Annotated in this window: 15 protein-coding genes and 3 tRNA genes; 4 read left to right on the forward strand and 14 right to left on the reverse strand. The window is 43.3% G+C overall.

Annotated features, from left to right (window positions below; translation table 11 throughout):
* The first annotated feature begins 18 nt into the window (after positions 1–18).
* Entirely contained in the window at positions 19–2562 is a 2544-nt protein-coding gene (locus tag HYN59_RS10405; RefSeq protein ID WP_108778204.1) for a BspA family leucine-rich repeat surface protein, read from the forward strand.
* Between the two features lie 68 nt (positions 2563–2630).
* On the opposite strand, the gene HYN59_RS10410 is transcribed toward HYN59_RS10405, so the two are convergent.
* From HYN59_RS10410 to HYN59_RS10425, 4 genes are all read right to left on the reverse strand, one after another.
* Positions 2631–3689, reverse strand: coding sequence for an NAD(P)-dependent alcohol dehydrogenase (locus HYN59_RS10410; RefSeq protein ID WP_108778205.1), 1059 nt, complete (start codon positions 3687–3689; stop codon positions 2631–2633).
* A 265-nt stretch (positions 3690–3954) separates the two neighbouring features.
* Positions 3955–4359 carry a hypothetical protein gene (locus tag HYN59_RS10415; RefSeq protein WP_108778206.1) on the reverse strand — a complete coding sequence of 135 codons (405 nt, stop codon included), beginning with the start codon at positions 4357–4359 and terminating at the stop codon, positions 3955–3957.
* A 252-nt stretch (positions 4360–4611) separates the two neighbouring features.
* A tRNA-Arg gene (locus tag HYN59_RS10420) sits at positions 4612–4685 on the reverse strand.
* A gap of 139 nt (positions 4686–4824) precedes the next feature.
* Positions 4825–5598 carry an SDR family oxidoreductase gene (locus tag HYN59_RS10425; RefSeq protein ID WP_108778207.1) on the reverse strand — a complete coding sequence of 258 codons (774 nt, stop codon included), beginning with the start codon at positions 5596–5598 and terminating at the stop codon, positions 4825–4827.
* Between the two features lie 116 nt (positions 5599–5714).
* On the opposite strand from HYN59_RS10425, the gene HYN59_RS10430 reads away from it, so the two are divergent.
* Entirely contained in the window at positions 5715–6041 is a 327-nt protein-coding gene (locus HYN59_RS10430; protein WP_108779707.1) for a winged helix-turn-helix transcriptional regulator, read from the forward strand.
* Positions 6042–6059: 18 nt separating this feature from the next.
* Here HYN59_RS10430 and HYN59_RS10435 read toward each other — a convergent pair whose 3' ends face one another.
* The 5 genes from HYN59_RS10435 to HYN59_RS10460 form a co-directional block, all read right to left on the reverse strand.
* On the reverse strand, positions 6060–7355 hold the full coding sequence (locus HYN59_RS10435; RefSeq protein WP_108778208.1) for a hypothetical protein: 1296 nt from the start codon (positions 7353–7355) through the stop codon (positions 6060–6062).
* Positions 7356–7357: 2 nt separating this feature from the next.
* Positions 7358–7873, reverse strand: coding sequence for a hypothetical protein (locus HYN59_RS10440; protein ID WP_108778209.1), 516 nt, complete (start codon positions 7871–7873; stop codon positions 7358–7360).
* A gap of 482 nt (positions 7874–8355) precedes the next feature.
* Positions 8356–8430, reverse strand: a tRNA-Pro gene (locus HYN59_RS10450).
* A 13-nt stretch (positions 8431–8443) separates the two neighbouring features.
* Positions 8444–8527: transfer RNA gene (locus HYN59_RS10455), tRNA-Ser, on the reverse strand.
* A gap of 152 nt (positions 8528–8679) precedes the next feature.
* The gene (locus HYN59_RS10460; protein WP_108778210.1) at positions 8680–9249 is read right to left on the reverse strand and encodes a hypothetical protein; all 570 of its coding nucleotides are present in this window, start codon (positions 9247–9249) and stop codon (positions 8680–8682) included.
* 141 nt (positions 9250–9390) lie between these two features.
* On the opposite strand from HYN59_RS10460, the gene HYN59_RS10465 reads away from it, so the two are divergent.
* Positions 9391–10824 (forward strand): PQQ-dependent sugar dehydrogenase, encoded by a 1434-nt coding sequence (locus HYN59_RS10465; RefSeq protein ID WP_108778211.1) that lies wholly within the window; start codon positions 9391–9393, stop codon positions 10822–10824.
* A gap of 525 nt (positions 10825–11349) precedes the next feature.
* Here HYN59_RS10465 and HYN59_RS10470 read toward each other — a convergent pair.
* The 3 genes from HYN59_RS10470 to HYN59_RS10480 all read right to left on the reverse strand — a co-directional run bounded on the left by HYN59_RS10470 (position 11350) and on the right by HYN59_RS10480 (position 14601).
* A complete protein-coding gene (locus HYN59_RS10470) occupies positions 11350–12522 on the reverse strand; it encodes a class I SAM-dependent methyltransferase (protein WP_108778212.1) in 1173 nt (390 codons plus the stop codon).
* A gap of 2 nt (positions 12523–12524) precedes the next feature.
* Positions 12525–13607, reverse strand: coding sequence for an AI-2E family transporter (locus HYN59_RS10475; protein WP_108778213.1), 1083 nt, complete (start codon positions 13605–13607; stop codon positions 12525–12527).
* A 355-nt stretch (positions 13608–13962) separates the two neighbouring features.
* The gene (locus HYN59_RS10480; protein WP_108778214.1) at positions 13963–14601 is read right to left on the reverse strand and encodes a DUF4159 domain-containing protein; all 639 of its coding nucleotides are present in this window, start codon (positions 14599–14601) and stop codon (positions 13963–13965) included.
* Between the two features lie 184 nt (positions 14602–14785).
* Here HYN59_RS10480 and HYN59_RS10485 point away from each other — a divergent pair, with 184 nt between their 5' ends.
* Positions 14786–16771 carry an ankyrin repeat domain-containing protein gene (locus HYN59_RS10485; RefSeq protein WP_108778215.1) on the forward strand — a complete coding sequence of 662 codons (1986 nt, stop codon included), beginning with the start codon at positions 14786–14788 and terminating at the stop codon, positions 16769–16771.
* Between the two features lie 4 nt (positions 16772–16775).
* Here the strand turns inward: HYN59_RS10485 and HYN59_RS10490 are convergent, their stop codons facing one another.
* Positions 16776–17483, reverse strand: coding sequence for a 16S rRNA (uracil(1498)-N(3))-methyltransferase (locus HYN59_RS10490; protein WP_108778216.1), 708 nt, complete (start codon positions 17481–17483; stop codon positions 16776–16778).
* Positions 17483–18505 (reverse strand): tRNA (adenosine(37)-N6)-threonylcarbamoyltransferase complex transferase subunit TsaD, encoded by a 1023-nt coding sequence (gene tsaD / locus HYN59_RS10495; protein ID WP_108778217.1) that lies wholly within the window; start codon positions 18503–18505, stop codon positions 17483–17485. Before tsaD ends, HYN59_RS10490 begins: the two co-directional genes overlap by 1 nt.
* Positions 18506–18515: the final 10 nt, after the last annotated feature.

An 18515-nucleotide genomic window follows, 5' to 3' on the forward strand; every position in this document is an offset into this window, starting at 1 on the left:
CGTCAAAACCGACTTATTATGAGAAAATTATACTTGTTTTTTGCTTTTGTGTTTTTTAGCGTGGCTTATGGGCAGGCGCCGTTTATTACTACTTGGCAGATATTATCAGTCGACTCCAATAAAACTATTGAAATTATGGTCTGGCCAGGTGAAAATGTAAATTACACTATAGATTTTGGCGATGGAGTTGTACTCACCAACCAAACTGATTCTGTATCTCATACTTATAATGATTTTGGAACTTACACGGTAACGATGTCCGGTAATTTTAATAAAATTTCTTTTTATTCTTATTATAATACTATTAAATTAAAAAGTGTAGAACAATGGGGAGATACACACTGGACTAGTATGGCAGATATGTTTAATACTTGTACCCATGTAACAATTAATGCAACAGATGTACCAGATCTTTCCCAAGTGACAGATTGCGCCAGAATGTTTATCCACTGTAATGCCCTTAACCAATCAATTGATAATTGGGATGTGTCAAATGTTACAAATATGGCAAATATGTTTTGCAGTTCGGGGTATAACCAACCATTAAACAGTTGGGATGTTTCAAATGTTACTGATATGTCAGGGATGTTTTCTTTATCGACCTTTAATAAGCCGTTAAATAATTGGGATGTATCAAATGTTACATCTATGCTTGGGATGTTTTCCGAAGCTTCCTCGTTCAATCAGCCTTTAAATGACTGGGATGTATCGAATGTTATATCAATGGATAAGATGTTTAATTATGCAGATTCTTTCAATCAACCATTGGATAATTGGGACGTATCTAATGTTACGGATATGGCAGAAATGTTCTATGGAGCAACATCATTTAATCAACCATTAAATAACTGGAATGTATCAAATGTGCAATACATGATTCGTATGTTTGCCCATGCAAGTGTATTTAACCAGCCACTCAATAGTTGGGATGTTTCTGCAGTTGAAGATATGACTAATATGTTTTCTAATGCATTGATTTTCAATCAAGATCTTTCATCTTGGGATTTTAGCAGTGTAGGTGACTTCGAAAAGTTTATTAATTATTCTGGCCTTGACGTAGATAATTATGACGCACTTTTACTTGCATTTGCCCAAAGTGGCATAGAAGATGGATCTTTAAGTGGTTATGGGTTACATTATTGCGACTCCGGAGTTCGAAATTATTTGATCGATTCATTGGATTGGTACATTTATAGTGATGCACTAGGTGATGGGTGCGAGGGCAATACTATTTCCGGCTCCGTGCATTTCGATCAGGACGGTAGTGGCTGCGATACCGGATTACCTGCGCAATTATTTTTAGTCAGCGCTTATGACGGGAATTTTGATTATCTATCTTCAACAGATATTGCAGGACATTATGAGACGTTGGTAATGGATAACACATATACCACAACGCTTCTAAATGTTCCTGATTATTATACAGTATCCCCTCAACAGCAAACCATTGCTTTTACAGGTTTTGGGGGAGAAGAAGAAGAAGTAAACTTTTGCTTAACTGCCAATCAATCTGTACAGGATTTAAATATTACACTCTTGCCAATAGGCGGTGCTCCACGTCCCGGCTTCTCATCCCAATACCAACTGATCGCACAAAACATTGGTACGCAAACTGTTGCTAATGCATCTGTAAGCCTGGCTTATGATAATGCGATACAATCGTTCACAAGCGCTGTTCCGGCGGCAACATCTGCAACCGCAGGGCAACTGGCATTTGATTTAACCAATCTACAGCCTTTTGAAAGCAGGGTTATAAACATTACCATGAACACCCTTGCACCGCCAACCGTGAATGGGGGAGAAGTTGCTCATTTTACTGCAACAGTTACACCGGATAGTGGAGACTTTACTCTTGCTGATAATACCTTTGCACTTGCCCAGACTGTAGTGAATTCTTTCGATCCTAACGATAAGCAGGTGCTGCAGGGCGATGAGATATCCCTGGAGCAGGCGGGGGGCTACCTGGATTATATCATCAGGTTCCAGAATACAGGCACAGCCAGCGCCATAACCGTGCGTATAAAGGACAATCTTCCTGAAAATGTAGACTGGACTACCTTAAGGCCCGTAAGCTCAAGCCATCCTTATATATTAAAGCTAAAGGATGATAACACTGTTGAGTTTATTTTCAATAACATCAACCTTCCTAACGAGTCGGCTGATGAGCCGGGCAGCCATGGTTTTATCGCTTATAAGATCAAACCTGTTTCAACCGTAGCTGTCGGCGATATCATAACAGGAAATGCAGAGATATTTTTTGATTACAACCTGCCTATTGTAACCAATTTCGCTACTACTGAAGTAATGGAAACTATGGGTCTTGGCGAAAGCATTGCTAACCATATTGCAATTTATCCTAACCCGGTGAGCAACGTACTTAACCTCAATGCTGCCAATGGCATTACTATTAAAGAAGTAAAGGTATTCAACCTTCAGGGCCGTGAGCTGTTGTCTTCTAAAGCTACGGAAAGCTTAAATGTTGAAAATTTAAGTACCGGCGTGTATATCCTTATGGTAAAGACCGGTGCGGGAATCGAAAAGCACAAGCTGGTAAAGAAATAATATACATTTGTTTATACAGAAAACCCACTCAATGACGAGTGGGTTATTTGTTTACAGCAATGGCGAAGCTATGCTTTAAGCGAAGCCATATCGATTACGAAACGGTAACGTACATCGCTTTTCAGCATACGCTCATAGGCTTCGTTGATGTCCTGCATCTTTATCACTTCTATTTCTGAAACGATGTTATGCTTACCGCAGAAGTCGAGCATTTCCTGGGTTTCGGCAATACCGCCGATCACGGACCCAGCAACTGATTTCCTTCCTAGGATCATCGGTACAGTGTTCAGCATCGGCTCGAGTGGCCCAAGATAGCCTACTACTACAATTGTCCCGCTTATGCTCAGTGTCGGGATGTAGTGGTTGAGGTCGTGTACATAAGGCACAGTATCGATAATAAGGTCGAATTTGCCGGTTACTTTCGCCATTTCGTCTTTATCGGTAGAGATAACTACTTCATGTGCCCCAAGGTCTAAAGCATCCTGTGTTTTTTCCGGCGACCTTGAAAACAGGGTAACGTGTGCCCCAAGCGCTTTTGCCAGCTTTATGGCCATATGCCCAAGCCCGCCAAGTCCTACAACAGCAACTTTGCTGCCTTCGCCAACGTTCCAGTGGCGTAATGGCGACCAGGTTGTGATACCGGCACATAATAGGGGAGCGGCAGCGGCAGGGTCAAGATTTGCGGGCACGCTGAGTACAAAACTTTCATCAACTACTACTTTTTCAGAATAGCCTCCAAAAGTCTGGATCCCGAGATGTTTGTCGTTGCCATTATACGTGCCGGTAAACCCATTAAGGCAATACTGTTCCAGGCCCTGGTCGCAGCTGGAGCAATGCTTACAGGAGTCTACCATGCAGCCTACCGCCACCAGGTCGCCTGCTTTAAACCTGCTGACATCGCTGCCGACAGCGGTTACCTTTCCTACAATTTCGTGGCCGGGAACAACAGGGTAAACCGATCCGCCCCAATCGTTGCGGGCTGTATGCAGGTCGGAGTGGCACACCCCGCAGTATAGGATATCGATCTCAATGTCTTTGGCAGTAGGTTGCCTTCTGTCAATGGTCATTTGTTTTAAGGGCGCAGTAGTATTTTCGGTACCAAAGGCCTTAGCTTGTGTTGTGTTCATAATGTGTATGAGGTATTAGAATTCAGTTTGCCGCTATTGCGGTTTTGGAACATAAAGATAGGGAAAAGATGGAAAAAAGGATGTGCTTTGCATTATGGACCGGTATTAATTATAAATTTTAATCTACCAAATATTGTCAAAAGGGTTATTACTATCTAATGCTGCTTCTAATATTATCTTTGCATCAGCTCGTTTTTACTTTTATTTTAGAATATAGATTTAGATTTGTTGTCAGTCACTATTTCTGATTATAATCCGGATATGCTTATAAATCTACTCTATTCGTATTAAGATTCCCTAATTTTTTTGCATTCCATATTCTTTCAGCTTGTTTTTGGGTCAATCCGATAAACATATTGGCTAATTTTGATATTTCTTCTTTATCAAAAAAATCTCTTGATAATCCAAACCAATCATCATCATTTAGCAGGTTAATTTTCAGACGAAAATATTTTTCTTTACCTTCTCTTTTTTTTATGTCATCTGTTATTCTCGCGCAGGGAATGATTGTTACCTGTACATAATCTAATGTTTTCATGTATTTTCGAATGACAGCACTATTTCCCGATTTTGAAATTAAATCTTCTGTTTTTTCACGATCATTGCTATCAGCAAATATTTCCCATACTTCACCATTCTCGGAATGATATTCTCTCCATTCTTTTCTCATATTTAATTAATTTAATAGTATAAATGTACGTTATCTGAATAATATGTACCCGAACTTTTGCTCTATAAGCAGGGTAATATGCAGATAAAAGAAAGATTTCCAGTTCGATATATTCTAAAAAATTATATTTGATGAAAAGAAGTTCGAACTGATGAAATGAATACTATCGCGAAGTATATCTTTCTTTCAGACAGTACGTTAGGGAATAAAAAAACCGACATCAAATCATTAATAATTCTGATGTCGGTCAAGTGATCGCGACAGGATTCGAACCTGTGACCGCCTGCTTAGAAGGCAGGTGCTCTATCCAGCTGAGCTACGCGACCGTGTTTGCGGGTGCAAAGATAGTAAAATATTTGACATAATTGCAGGCGCTGTACTAATTCGTAACAAAAGAAAATAAAAACAAAAAGCGACATTGAAGTCAAATGTCGCTTTTTCATAATTCAGACTGAGATCATGTGATTAGACCGTTGGTGAAGCGCCGCCATCTATAAAATAATTGCTGCCTGTAATATATTTCGCGTCTGGTGATGCGAGAAATGCCACCAGTTTAGCAATTTCTTCCGATTCAGCCATCCTGCCTAAAGGGACGTTTACTTTATCCATAATTACTTTAAATGCATCGTCTGTGGTGCTATTCGATGTTTTGGCGATGTTTTCGATAAACTCAAGCATCAGCGGTGTTTTAACCACACCGGGCGATACAATATTTACCCGGATACCCTTAGGGCCTAATTCGTTTGCCAATGCCTTACTGTACACATTTAGCGCCGCCTTGGCAGATGAATACGACATTGTCATATCCCATATAGGCTGCCTAGCTGCTCCTGTAGAAATATTAATGATTACACCGCTTTTCTGTTCGATCATTGCCGGTAACAATGCCTTGTTGATTCGTACGACCGACAGGAAATTCAATTCCCAGTCATTATACCAGTCCTCGTCTGACAGTGTACTAAAGCCGCCGCCAGGGCCCAGGTTTGCACCTGCATTATTTACGATGGTATCTATCCTGCCATATTTATCAAGTATTTCTTTGGCGATACCCTCAGCACTTTCCGGTTTAGTGAGGTCAGAGGCGATGAAATGCTGGTTTTCTATTATTTCTTCAGGAGCGGTGCGTGCAGTGACTAATACCATGGCGCCTTTACTGCTTAATGTATCTGCAATTGCTTTACCAATCCCTTTTGTTCCGCCCGTTACTAAGGCAACCTGGCCTTTAAAAGTTGTATCCATTATTATTTTTTTTGAAATGAGTTGCAAAGTAAAACACAATACTTTACTTTTGAAAGCAGTTACACTTATGTACAGTATTGACACAGAGTAAAGGATTAAACAATATCAAGGTATATATGATTGAAAAAAAAATAAAAAAAAATGAAGACAGGTGCGCACTTCAGGAAATTCTGGGTGTAATCGGGGGGAAATGGTCTATGTCTATCATTTATGCCCTATTCCCCGGAACAAAGCGTTTTAGTGAATTGGAGCGGCTGATACCCGGGATCAATACCCGGATGTTAGTAAAGGAATTAAAAAATATGGAGACTAACGGGATTGTTGTCAGGAATGTTTATGCAACTGTTCCACCCACAGTAGAATACACTTTAACTACTAAAGGTGCGCAATTAGAACCTATAATTAATGAATTATACAAGTGGGGACTTGAGTATATCAGTTAACCAGACTTATGCGTTCAACTATGCTATTGATTTCTTTTTTAATGCCTCCAGAACCGTTTTCTTATCTGAAAAAAACAGGTGGGTGTAATTGGGCAGCAAAAGGCCGGCAGCAATTTCGGAGCCAAATTCTTGTTCTATTTTTTGGGATGCTTCATTTAAAGTAATTGCCCAGCCTCCCAAACAGTGTTTTTCTCCGTTGTGCCAATGATCGACATCTAACAATTCCGGGTTTTTAAGGATTTTTTGAGTGATTACCTGTAGTAACTCCTCTTCATTTACCTGGCTGCGGTCAAACTGCACACGCTTACTTATCAATTCAAGGACAGGCTCTATACTTGTGTATACGATCAGGTCTGCCAATTCATGCAGTTCCAATGGCAGCTGAATGAGTTGTAAGGCGGCTTCTGTTTTTTTATCACTGTTTGCAAGAATCTCAAACAATTGTTCTTTGTTTGGGTTCAACGACAAACACAACGCTGCTATTTCGTTCATCCCTCTTTTTTTGAGACGGATTACAAATTCCAATTCTTCGGGATCAGGCTTTAGTTCCCTCAATTTTGCTAACGCGATATCAGTAAACTGATCCGCAACAATAAGCTCGGCTAATGCATCTGCATCAGGGTCGCGTTCTATCAGCAATGCCGCAGCCTCTTTTTTCTTCCTGCCCCGTCCTGAATAGTCTTTCACAAAGTATAGTAGTTCCTCATTACCCGGGTTTTGTGATAAAAATTGGTTCCATACCAGTTCTTCCAGATCTCCCAGGTCGGTATAGCAAATTATTTCGCTAAGATCTTCATTCGTTGGGTTTTGTTGAAACAGCCTCTCCAGTGCTTCTCTTCTTTTTAGATTGGAATTAGATATAATATCCCGCAGGTCATAATTGTCGAGAGGCCTCTTTAATAATTCTGTTGCCGCTTCCTCTTTCAGGCTGCTATGCGTGATAATAGTTGTAAGCTGTTCGTTATTTGGTTTTTGGAGAAGTAATTGCCGGGCAAATTTATCCTGGCCGGTTTTCTCAACAAGCCACTCCAAGTCATCATTTTCCAATTCAAAACGCTCCATCATGCAGGCTTCGGCTTCCCGGCTTTTCGATGTCCCATCCATTAAATATAACAGGTTGTCTTTGGTCGGATTTTTGGTTTGGTACAATTCCCAGGCTTCATCGGCAAATGAGGTTTCCGTAATGACAATATACAGATCGTCACAATCCAGGTCCAGCATTTTCAGGTGTTTCCATGTTTCTGCCTGTGTTTCTTTTTCTCTTACGAGAATATCTAATAAGAAACTTTTCAATCTGTCATTAATACTTTTCATTACTAACTGTGTTTTCCTTTAAAAGCTGCTTTTTCTACATCACACATCTCATTCAATTTTTTTATTCTTTTCCATTTTCTTTCGTGTGGATTATAAGGTTCTAAATGTTTGTCAAAATCAAGATCTGCAGGTGGTGGGTATATATGGAGGTTGTTAGTGTATCCGCCTAATTCCAGAAAGGTCTTGATCAGGGCGTTAAAGAAATACATGTTTTCAGTCCGTATCCCGCACACAATATAAAACGCCCTTGATTCAGGTTGCATATAATCATCCAGGTATACGGGTTCGAAACCTTCGCAGGTAAAGAGGGGCCGGCCCAGCGGGAAAGAGTTTTTTAATTCTTCCGTTGCTTTGGTAATCGCATATAGAATATCATCATGCTCGGTTGCCAGGTCATTTACCTCGACAATCGAATGATAGCCTAGCTGCAAACCTGTAATCTCGAGAAATTTCTTTTTTATTTCATTGACTTTAGGCAGCTCCTTTTTGTAGTAAAAATAATGTCCGTATATTCCCATGATCGTTTGTTAAGGAGTGTGAATTTCTATGATTGCGATTATGTTTCGGTTTTGCAAGGATACAAAAGTTATGGTAAACAAAAAAGTTGAACATTGCTGTTCAATTTTTAGTGTGGCAGTCCCGATAATTATCGGGAGCACCTGCGACCTTCCCGCTTCAGGCGGGACGCGATGACCGGACCAAGCTACACCTCAAATTTAAATTGTATATCTTCAAGATATCGCCTGATACCTCTTTTCTTAATTTTAGTTTCCAATACTACCGCTTCAGACCGTGATTCAACATTAATAGTATAAATCAGATTCCATGGAGCGCCGGATTTAGTTGATTTGCTTTTGTCCCGAGTTATGTCTGTGCAGCCTATCGTGCAGGTCATTGGTCAGCCCGGCATAAAATTGGGATTTGAAGGGCTATAAAATGTAGACTGTATACATATAAGATAGTAAACAAAAAATCCTTTCTGTTTACAGAAAGGATTTTGTCGGGGTGGCAGGATTCGAACCTGCGACCTCCTGGTCCCAAACCAGGCGCGATGACCGGGCTACGCTACACCCCGAAAAGAAAAAAAGCGGAGAGACAGGGACTCGAACCCTGGCGACGTTTGCACGTCGACAGATTAGCAATCTGCTCCGTTACCACTCCGGCACCTCTCCTGCTGCTCAAAAGCTTTAGCCTTTTTGCGGTTGCAAATGTAACAGTTGATATTATTATCTGCAACTATTTTTTAAGGTTTTTTTGATTTTTTTGAAATACTAATTTAAAGTATTTAACAGTCAATGCAATACATTCGCAATTTGGTGCTGCATTATTTTATACACTTCAACGAATTGATGAAATAACTCTCCGGATAGTACTTTTTCGCCATCGTTTCGCTGTTGAGTTCTTTTTTTACCGGGTAATCTATAGTCTCGGTCGCATATTTTACCCTGATGAACGATATTGGGAATTTCTCAAGGTCTTCAACCGAGCCTACAGTGAAAAGGAAAACCCCTGTGAGTACCCTGATATTGTTCTTTTCTGCAGCATCATATACAAGCCCGGCACACTGCTCATCGAGCGCACTGATAAGCGTAACTATCTTGCCATTGTTTAGCTGAATATACATTCTGGATGCCTTGTCCAGACAATAGGCTTTCGGGAACTCCTTGCTTTTGAACAGCATCTGGAAGTTCAGCATTGGTACGCCATCGCTGTTGGATAGCGAGAAAAATATAAACTGCGAAGTGCCGGCGAACACTTTCTCATACATCATGTAGTCGTTGGTCGACTTTACGATAGTGCCGTCTTCGTTGGTTACTTCATTGGTTTTGCAGTCTTCCTGTGCGGTTACTGCAAATGAAAGGAAAAGCAGAGCGAATAGTAAGGTTTTTTTCATTGTGTGCTATGTATCGGTGCCAAATATAGTTATTTAGCGCGTATTGCGAATTGCAAATGTAATGCCAATGTTAATTTAATCACACAATCCCAACAGTACTAAGAAAATGTGTAGCTTTATCCTTCGCCAAAAAACATCAATATGAAAAGCTACCTCTTTCTGCCGGGCGCGTTCCTTGCAGTGGTTACAACAGTTTGCAGCATTAAGCAAAATAAAGGATATACTGCGACAGATACCGGCAGTACAACAACAGCGATAGCCGGGCCTGCCGAAAATTATGCAACCTACTGCGCCGGATGCCACGGTGAAAAGATGAATGCTTTTGTAGACCGCGACTGGAAACACGGGAGCACCCTGAAAGACCTTATGAAAAGCATAAAGACCGGTTGGCCTGATGATGGCATGCCCGCCTTTGCCAAAACATTCAGTGATAAGGAAACAGAGGAGCTGGCAGAATATATCCTGACGGGTATAAAAGAACGCAAGGAATACGATTTTAATGACAGACCAACGTCCGATATTTTCAAAAGCGAAAGCATGACGGTAAAGCTGGAACCGGTGGCAACGGGTATCGATGTGCCATGGGGGATGGCCTTCCTGCCTGATAGGGGAATTTTGGTTACCGAAAGGGGCGGCAAGCTATACAAGGTTTTTAATAAGCAAAAACAGGAGATAAAAGGTGTTCCGGCTGTTGTTGCCGAAGGCCAGGGCGGCCTGCTGGATATTGCCCTGCATCCTGATTTCGCTAATAACCAGCTGATCTATTTCTCTTACTCAAAACCCCACCCGGATAACAAGCGCCTTGCCACAACGGCTGTTATGCGTGCGAAGCTGGGCAGGGGCGGGCTCTCGGAGCAACAGATAATTTTTGAGGCGCTTCCGTATGCGCCCACACGCCACCATTATGGGAGCCGTCTGGTATTCGATGGTAAAGGCCACCTGTTCGTTTCGGTAGGGGAGCGCGGCAATGAGAAGGAGAACCCGCAGAATACCAACAATAATCAGTTGGGCAAAATACACCGCATCAATGATGATGGCTCAATCCCGGCCGATAATCCTATAAAGGACAAATCGGGCAAGGTGACATCGCTGTATACCTATGGCAACCGCAACCCGCAGGGACTTGCGCTAAATCCGTTTACGGGCGAATTGTGGGAGAATGAGCACGGCCCACGCGGCGGCGATGAGATCAACATCATGCAGCCCGGGAAAAATTACGGTTGGCCGCTGACAAGCTATGGAATTAACTACGACGGCACCACTATTACCGATAAGACCACTGCACAGGGCATAATCGACCCGCAGCTGTACTGGATACCCTCGATCGGACCGTCGGGAATGGCATTTGTAACAGGCCATAAATACAAACCGTGGAAAGGCGCAGTGCTATCGGGTTCGCTCCGCTTCCAGTACCTGAACCTGTCGTACCTTGATGGCAATAAAATAACCAAAGAAGAAAAACTGCTCAAAAATATTGGCCGTGTACGCGATGTGCGCATGGGGCCGGATGGCTATATCTATGTTGCTGTCGAAAAACCTGCTGCGGCAATTTATAAGCTTATTCCTGTAGAATAAAGATTTTTTTGGCGTGCCGGCTCCGTGAACTACGCCGTCGGGCCATTGCTTCGCCAATTCGGCTTTCAGCCTCGGGTCGCTGTATCCCCGCCGAAAAAAGGTGGGGGATGCCGCTACTGTCCCTCACGCGGAGCTACACTCATGCCTTGGTTGTGACGCCCTTTCAGGGCTGAAACAAACCCGCGATATCCATCCACGGGCGATGCCCGTGGCTAATTTGTGTAACCCCGTTGGGGTTGTAGGGATACAATTAAAAATAATTCATCTGATATAATCCTTGGATGGGAGAACCCAAAATATATTATAGAGAACAAGCAACCCCAACGGGGTTTGACTAACTAGCCCCGTGCATCGCCCGGGGTTAACAGGCCCATATGACAAAGCCCTGAAAGGGCGTAACTATAGAGTATGAGTGTAGCTCCGCGTGAGGGATAGAGGCGATATCCCCGTAGCCTGCGGAGGGATAAAGCCGATAGCCCGGCCACTTGCACCGGCCTGAGCATGGATGTGGCACGCCCAAAAAAATCAGGCTTTAGAGCAGACCAAGACTATCTTTTCCTCTTTTTTGTTTGTAGTAAAAAAGGCGTAAACATCCCCACCATCCTTAATTTTCCATTTTTTGCGAAGCTCTTCTACAGAAACCGGAAAGTTACGCACGGTAATATTCATTTTTTTGCCTTCCAGCTGTTTCATGGCAGCTTTTTGGAAAGGGATGATCTCATCAATTTTAAACCTCCTTCCGGCAAAATCGATAAGTTCATCTGAAGTGTACAGCTGCGAATGCCGGTGCAGCTTGGCAATATTGTAATGGCGGCTCAAGGCATCAAACGCGCCCGATTTCATGATGGCGCTGTTCGGTTCGTACAGGTACTTTTGCGGAAGTTCGTAAAAAGCTTCCTCAATGCCGTCATAGGGCGTTTCAAAAACTTCGTGACTATCTTTCCCTATGTTAACGGCATACAGCATAGGTGTTCCTGTAAAGCCTTTTTCCAATATCCAAAGCAGCTCCTTTACTTCGTTATTGACGGCTACGATATGTATTGCCTTAACAGAGTGCAGCTCGCCCAGCCCGGCGGTGATGTCGAGCAACGGTGCGGTTTTTATGAGGATAGTATTGGTGTATTTAAAATAGGTATCCAGCAATTCAGGTACATTGGGAACACAATCTTTCAGCAGGAATACCTTGCCTTTAGCATCGCTGCGGCGGGAGGGGTCAATGTACAGCCAGTCCCATTGGCGGGCCAGCAATTCGAGTACATCAAGGCTGTTGCCGGGAAGGCATTCGATATTCGCCGCTCCTAATATTTCAAAATTATGCTTAGCAATCGCCGAAAGCTCCAGGTTGATCTCGCAGTGCGTTACATGCCCGATCTTTTTCGAAAAATAATAATCGTCGATACCAAAACCACCGGTAAGGTCAATCAGGGTCTCACCGTCCACCAGACCGCTTTTATACTGTGCTGCGGTTTCTGATGAGGTTTGCTCTACAGATATTTTTGATGGATAGACGATGCCTTCGGCGGCAAACCACGTAGGCAGCTTGTCCTTAGCTTTTTCGCGTGCCGCTATCTGGTTCAGGGTTTCTGCCCAGGGTATGTGGGGGAACGGGTTCTTTTGCAGCGCCAGCTTCTCCACCGGGCTCCCTGTATTGTCTTTTATAAATTGCCGGACTTTTTCGTCCAAAAACTGTGCGAACAAACCTATATATCTTTTGTAAGTATCTTGACCACGGGGTTTTTAGGGAAAAATTCTTTTGCCACTACCTTGATGATGGTATACATAGGGACGGCAATGATCATCCCGAGTATGCCAAAAACAAACCCGCTTGCCAAAATTACGATAAAAATCTCCAACGGGTGCGAGTTGACGCTGTTGGAAAAGATGATGGGCGTGCTGAAGTTGTTATCTACAAATTGCGCCGCGCAGTAGCCTATGACCACATACAGCGTAGTAGAGAACATATCGGCCTGCATATCCGGGCCTAGGTGCCCGAGCAGCGTAAGCACGATTACAAGCGCGGTTGCAATGATGGGCCCGATATACGGGATGATATTAAGCAATGCGGTTATAAAGGCGATGATAAATGCATTCTCCACCCCAAAAATGAGCAGCACTATGAGATACATCGTAAAAAGTACCGCCATCTGTATGATAAGGCCGATGAAATAACGGCTCAGCAGGTAATTAACCTTGCGTAACGAATTGAGTATTTTGTCTTCATGGGCATCGGGCAGGATCTTTTTTGCATTAACGGTAAAAAGCTTCCTGTCTTTGAGGAAAAAGAAGCTGATGAAAAGTACCGAGGCAAGCCCCATACCAAAACCGCTGAGTATGCCCAGCAGCGAATTGATGAAATTTGGAATGAAATTAAAGTTGAGCTTTTTAGTAAGGTCAGACTGTTCCATCATTTTCTTCGTATCAATGCCAAAATAATCGTTGACCTGAAGCAGCAGGTTGTTGAAATCCTGTTCCAGCTTGGCAGTGTCCAGTAATGACAGATTTTCACTCTGCGAAACGATAAGCGGTACAAACAGCCATACAAAACCAACTAACATACCAAGGAATAGCAATAATGTGGTAATGACTGCCAATATGTGAGGGAACCGCAGCTTCCTCTTCAGGAAATAGACTATCGGGCTGGCGATCATGCTCACAATCAGCGCCACAAAGAGGTAAATAATTACTAACTGTACCTTATAGAGAAATAGTAAAAGCAAAAATGCAGCTGCAATGATCAGCAGGGCGCGCAGTATCCCGTTGGCAATTATCTTAGAGGTAATCATATAGTTTCGGTGTTTGTGATACCGAATGTATGAAAAAAATCACGAATGTATTTTGCTTTAATACAAGATTAAGAAAGGGGAGTCGGTCGGATGTCGGATGTCCGATGCTGTAAATGTAGTGAAGAATGCTAAAGCTGCTTTTTCATTACGGGCAAAAACCTTGTTCCTTGCTGTAATCCCAATTGGCTTTCGACTGCTTTGTGATGGCTGCCAGGATCTCATGGTGTGAAGGTTGGGCTCTCTCGATTTTCATTGATAAACTATTTCGCAAATATTCACGAAGGAGAGCAAAGTTTCACAAAGGCTTTGCGAATCTTTGGGATCCTTTGTGTGACTTTGCGGTATAACACAAAAACTAATTATTAAAAGCGTAGTTGAGGATATTCGCTCCCATTTTCAGCGCTTTTTCCCTTGCTTCGCGCGGGTCGTTGTGTACTTCCTGGTCTTCCCATCCGTCACCAAGGTCGGTTTCATAAGTATAAAGTAATACCAGCCTTCCTTCAACAAAGATACCCCATGCCTGTGGCGGCTTATTGTCGTGTTCATGTATTTTCGGCATGCCCTGTGGAAAGGCGAATGGGCCTTTATAGATCTCGTGGCTTACAGGTACCTGCACCAGTTCTTTATCAGGGAATATCTTCTTGATCTCTTTGCGGATGAATTTATCCATACCGTAGTTATCGTCGATATGCAGGAACCCTCCTGAGGTGAGGTAGCCTCGCAGGTTGGCTACATCATTATCGCTGAACACCACGTTGCCGTGCCCCGTCATGTGCACAAAAGGGTAGGAGGAAAGGTCAGGGCTCCCTGCTTCCACAACAGCAGTCTTGGTGTTTATCTTTGTATTGATGTTCTGGTTGCAGAATTTAGCCAGGTTGGGTAGTGATGTAGGGTTGCCATACCAGTCGCCACCACCGGAGTATTTTAAAACGGCAATTTCCTGCGCCATGAGCAGGGCAGGAGAAAGCAGGAGTATATAGAGGAGTTTTTTCATGTTTGGTATAACGTGGAAATTGGAATGTAAATATAGGAAAACAATATTATTTGCAGTACCATGTTTTAGTTGCTTGTAAAAAGAGCAGCTTTTATCTTTCAAAGAAAATTTATCTAAAATTTGATTCGCAATAAAGCTATTGTTGTCTATATTTCCTATTTTTCGAACAGAAAAAATAACTATTATGTCATTTATGCCTCATGGTATCCGCGTGCTTTCAAAACAGGGTACACTACTTACTTTCAAAACCTATCTTATTTATTACGGCGCGGAAGAACTTCCCCGCACGCATGGCTTTGCACTTCAGCTCCTTATGGACAGACCGGGCAGCTTTGCGCTGAAGCAGGATATTGCTGACAAAGATTATGATGAGGAAGATAACCATATTAATAATAGTTTTAAAGTTGCTCAACACTACATCAAAAGCCTCGAAGTGGATAGTTTTGAGAATTTCCCGCTTAACGATAAGTTTTTCAACAAGGATTGGCATGGCTTTAATAAAGATACCGGCAAGTTCCATGCAGAGGAGTATTTGCCCAGTGCAATATATACTTTAGAAGTAAAAGATGCCCGCTGGATCGAGCACCTTCAACCGGGGGATGTGTGGGAGACTAAGTCTTATAATATTGACGGCCCTACCTGGTATCTGGAGTTTAAAGATGACACTAGCCATAAATTTTACCGTGTAACCCGGAGGGCGGCAGATGTATGGAGATTTACTTATGGCAGGATAGGCTCTGAAGGTAATGAAAATGTTCAAAGGATAAACGCTGAAGCCGCCCTGAAAAAGGTAAATGAAAAACTTGCTAAAGGATACACATTAGTATATAAGAATTTTGAAACAGACTACAGTTTTGAAGATAAAGTTTTGGCACCCATGCGGCAGGCAAGAAGAGAAAAGTCGGGCCAGGCGGATACAGAGGCTATGTTCAAAGCTGTGGCAGATAAAGATGTAGAAACCGTAAGGCAGCTCCTGGAGAAAGGCGTTGACCCCAATACCTGTCTCGATAAATACAAGACCCCTATACTGGAAATAGCATCGCAAAATTGGAGGGATGTCACCGATAAGAATATTGCCATCACACGTTTACTGCTCGAACACGGTGCCGACCCGAATACGGGCAAATGGGGGCCGATATTCCTGAGCATCTGCTACATGCCCCAAAGGGAGGAGATGATACACCTTTTCCTTGAATTTGGGGTGGATATAACCCTGTCCCGGGATAATGATGGCCATACGGTGCTGCAATCTGCGGCTGCAAGCGGTCTGCCATGGCTGGTTAAGGAATGCATTGCAAAAGGCATGGACGTTAACCATGTTCCAAAAAACGGACTTACAGCCATTCATTATGCCGCAGGGGCAGCAAACAATGCGATAGAGGTCATCGATCTGTTGATAGAAGCCGGTGCAAACCTTGAATTTCCCGAGGGCGAACGCTCACCAATGCACATGGCGGCCGCTGACGGTACCGCGGAAACCATTGACTACCTTGTAAAGCTTGGACTGGACATCAATTTAAAGGACGATTACGGTGATATACCCGCACATTACTGCCTGCGAGGTAGCTCTGTTGAGAAGCTTGAGGCGATGATCAGGCTGGGGGCCGACATCAACAGGCCCGATAATAAAGGGCGCACAACGATGCAGGTGGTTACCGAAAGGGTACTGAATTCTTCTGACGAAACTACAGCGCTTGCCCTGGAAAAGATAAAGTTCCTGATGGATAAAGGCTATGCGCTTTACCCTGAAGAGAATGCTGCACCCATTGCCACTGAATTCCTGGAACGCCTGAAAACACCTGCAAAGCTGAAGCCTTTTGAAACAGGATCGGTATTCAAAATGCTCGAATATGGCCTTGATCCTTATGAGACGGATAAAAATGGTTTTTCAGTAGTGCATCTTGCCGCAAAAATAAATAATACAGAAATGTTGGCAAAATGCCTTGAAAAAACGGGGAACATCAACCTTACAGACGAATTCGGGTGGACACCTTTACACTATGCCGTTTGCCATAAAAATAAGGAACTGGTTAAGCTATTGAGGGAAGAAGGTATTGATGAAACGATTCAGGCAAAGAAAAAAAGGACTTATGCAAAGGCCAAAATACCTGCCGGGGCTACAGCCGCAGAAATTGCCGCAATGATAGGTAATGATGAAGTGCTTTTGTAAAGAGTTACTCCTCATTCACAAACGCCACACTATGCGCCGCAACAACCGCAGCAGTTTCTGTGCGCAGGCGGGTATTGCCTAATGATACCGGGATATAGCCTTTCTCCAAAGCCAATTTTATTTCCTTTGGAGAAAAATCCCCTTCCGGGCCTATGAGGATGGTTACTTTTTGCCTGGGTTGTAAAGCATTTTTAAGCAGCTTTTTATCGGTTTCCTCGCAATGGGCTATGAACAGCTGCCCGTCACGCTGGTTATTTACAAAAGTGTTGTAGGCTACCGGCTCATTCAGCTTTGGCAGGTAGAATTGTACCGACTGCTTCATGGCGCTTTGCAGGATCTTCTCGAAACGGTCGGCTTTAAAATTGATGCGTTCCGAATGCTCACAGATAATCGGCGTTATCTCGTGGATACCTATCTCGGTAGCTTTTTCTAAAAACCACTCGTAGCGGTCGTTCATTTTTGTGGGAGCTACGGTAAGGTGCAGGGAGTAGGGTGTGGGGTCGAATACTTCTTCGTGCTTTATCCTTACTTCGCACTTTTTCTCATTAGCAAAGAGTATTTCCGATGTGAACAGGTATCCGTTACCATTGGTTATCTGTATTGTGTCGCCTTCTTTTTTGCGAAGTACTTTTACGATATGGCGGCTCTCCTCTTTATCAAAAGTAAAAGTGCTGTCGCCGGGCTGTATGTCGGGGTTATAGAAAAGCTGCATTATAGTTCTATCCTTGCTTTTGAGGCCACAGCCGCATCGTTAAACATCTGCTGCAAATATTTCTGGTAACCAACTATGCCTATCATGGCAGCGTTATCGGTCGTGTATTCGAATTTCGGGATGAACGTTTTCCAGCCGTGTTTCTTTTCGGCTTCTTTCAGTGTGTTGCGGATGCCGCTGTTCGCCGAGACACCACCACCTATAGCTACCTGCTTAATACCGGTTTCCTTCACGGCCAGTTTCAGCTTTTCTATCAGGATATTGATGATGGTATATTGTATCGAGGCGCAGATGTCATTCATATTGTCTCTAATAAAATCAGGGTTTTCGGACACATTCTTTTGCACGAAGTAAAGTATCTGTGTCTTCAATCCGCTAAAGCTGAAATTAAGCCCCGGCACTTTCGGCTTGGTAAAAGCAAAAGCTTTTGGGTTGCCTTCTTTGGCATATTTGTCGACCAAAGGACCGCCGGGATAAGGCAGCCCCAGTATCTTGGCGCTTTTATCAAAGGCTTCGCCCACGGCATCATCGGTAGTTTCGCCAATAACTTCCATGTCGAAAAAATTGTTCACCTTCACGATCTGGGTATGCCCGCCGCTGATGGTCATTGCCAGGAACGGAAACTCCGGTTTATCAAAGCCTTCCTCGTCTATAAAATGGGCAAGGATGTGTGCCTGCATATGGTTCACCGCTATCAATGGAACATCAAGCGCGATCGCCAGTGATTTGGCAAAGGAGCTTCCTACCAAAAGCGACCCCATAAGCCCCGGCCCCTGTGTAAATGCAATTGCGGAAAGCTGTGACTTTTCCACACCTGCCTTCTTCAGCGCCACATCGATTACGGGCACTATATTTTGCTGGTGGGCACGCGAGGCAAGTTCGGGAACCACACCGCCATATTGCTCGTGTACATCCTGCCTGGCCACGATATTCGACAGCATTTTGCCGTTTTGCAGCACCGCCGCGGCAGTGTCGTCGCACGAACTTTCAATGGCTAAAATATAAATGGGCTGCTCAGACATAATTCAGGCA

The organism is Flavobacterium album, from assembly GCF_003096035.1.
In the GTDB taxonomy this organism is placed as follows: Bacteria; Bacteroidota; Bacteroidia; order Flavobacteriales; family Flavobacteriaceae; genus Flavobacterium; species Flavobacterium album.

What these genes read in the sequence shown, in the direction of transcription:
- HYN59_RS10485 (WP_108778215.1), top strand. Translation starts at nt 14,786, where the DNA reads ATGTCATTTATGCCTCATGGTATCCGCGTGCTTTCAAAACAGGGTACA.
- HYN59_RS10490 (WP_108778216.1), bottom strand. Translation starts at nt 17,483, where the DNA reads ATGCAGCTTTTCTATAACCCCGACATACAGCCCGGCGACAGCACTTTT.
- HYN59_RS10480 (WP_108778214.1), bottom strand. Translation starts at nt 14,601, where the DNA reads ATGAAAAAACTCCTCTATATACTCCTGCTTTCTCCTGCCCTGCTCATG.
- HYN59_RS10425 (WP_108778207.1), bottom strand. Translation starts at nt 5,598, where the DNA reads ATGGATACAACTTTTAAAGGCCAGGTTGCCTTAGTAACGGGCGGAACA.
- HYN59_RS10460 (WP_108778210.1), bottom strand. Translation starts at nt 9,249, where the DNA reads ATGAAAAAAACCTTACTATTCGCTCTGCTTTTCCTTTCATTTGCAGTA.
- HYN59_RS10410 (WP_108778205.1), bottom strand. Translation starts at nt 3,689, where the DNA reads ATGAACACAACACAAGCTAAGGCCTTTGGTACCGAAAATACTACTGCG.
- HYN59_RS10430 (WP_108779707.1), top strand. Translation starts at nt 5,715, where the DNA reads ATGATTGAAAAAAAAATAAAAAAAAATGAAGACAGGTGCGCACTTCAG.
- HYN59_RS10405 (WP_108778204.1), top strand. Translation starts at nt 19, where the DNA reads ATGAGAAAATTATACTTGTTTTTTGCTTTTGTGTTTTTTAGCGTGGCT.
- HYN59_RS10415 (WP_108778206.1), bottom strand. Translation starts at nt 4,359, where the DNA reads ATGAGAAAAGAATGGAGAGAATATCATTCCGAGAATGGTGAAGTATGG.
- HYN59_RS10440 (WP_108778209.1), bottom strand. Translation starts at nt 7,873, where the DNA reads ATGGGAATATACGGACATTATTTTTACTACAAAAAGGAGCTGCCTAAA.
- tsaD (WP_108778217.1), bottom strand. Translation starts at nt 18,505, where the DNA reads ATGTCTGAGCAGCCCATTTATATTTTAGCCATTGAAAGTTCGTGCGAC.
- HYN59_RS10465 (WP_108778211.1), top strand. Translation starts at nt 9,391, where the DNA reads ATGAAAAGCTACCTCTTTCTGCCGGGCGCGTTCCTTGCAGTGGTTACA.
- HYN59_RS10475 (WP_108778213.1), bottom strand. Translation starts at nt 13,607, where the DNA reads ATGATTACCTCTAAGATAATTGCCAACGGGATACTGCGCGCCCTGCTG.
- HYN59_RS10435 (WP_108778208.1), bottom strand. Translation starts at nt 7,355, where the DNA reads ATGAAAAGTATTAATGACAGATTGAAAAGTTTCTTATTAGATATTCTC.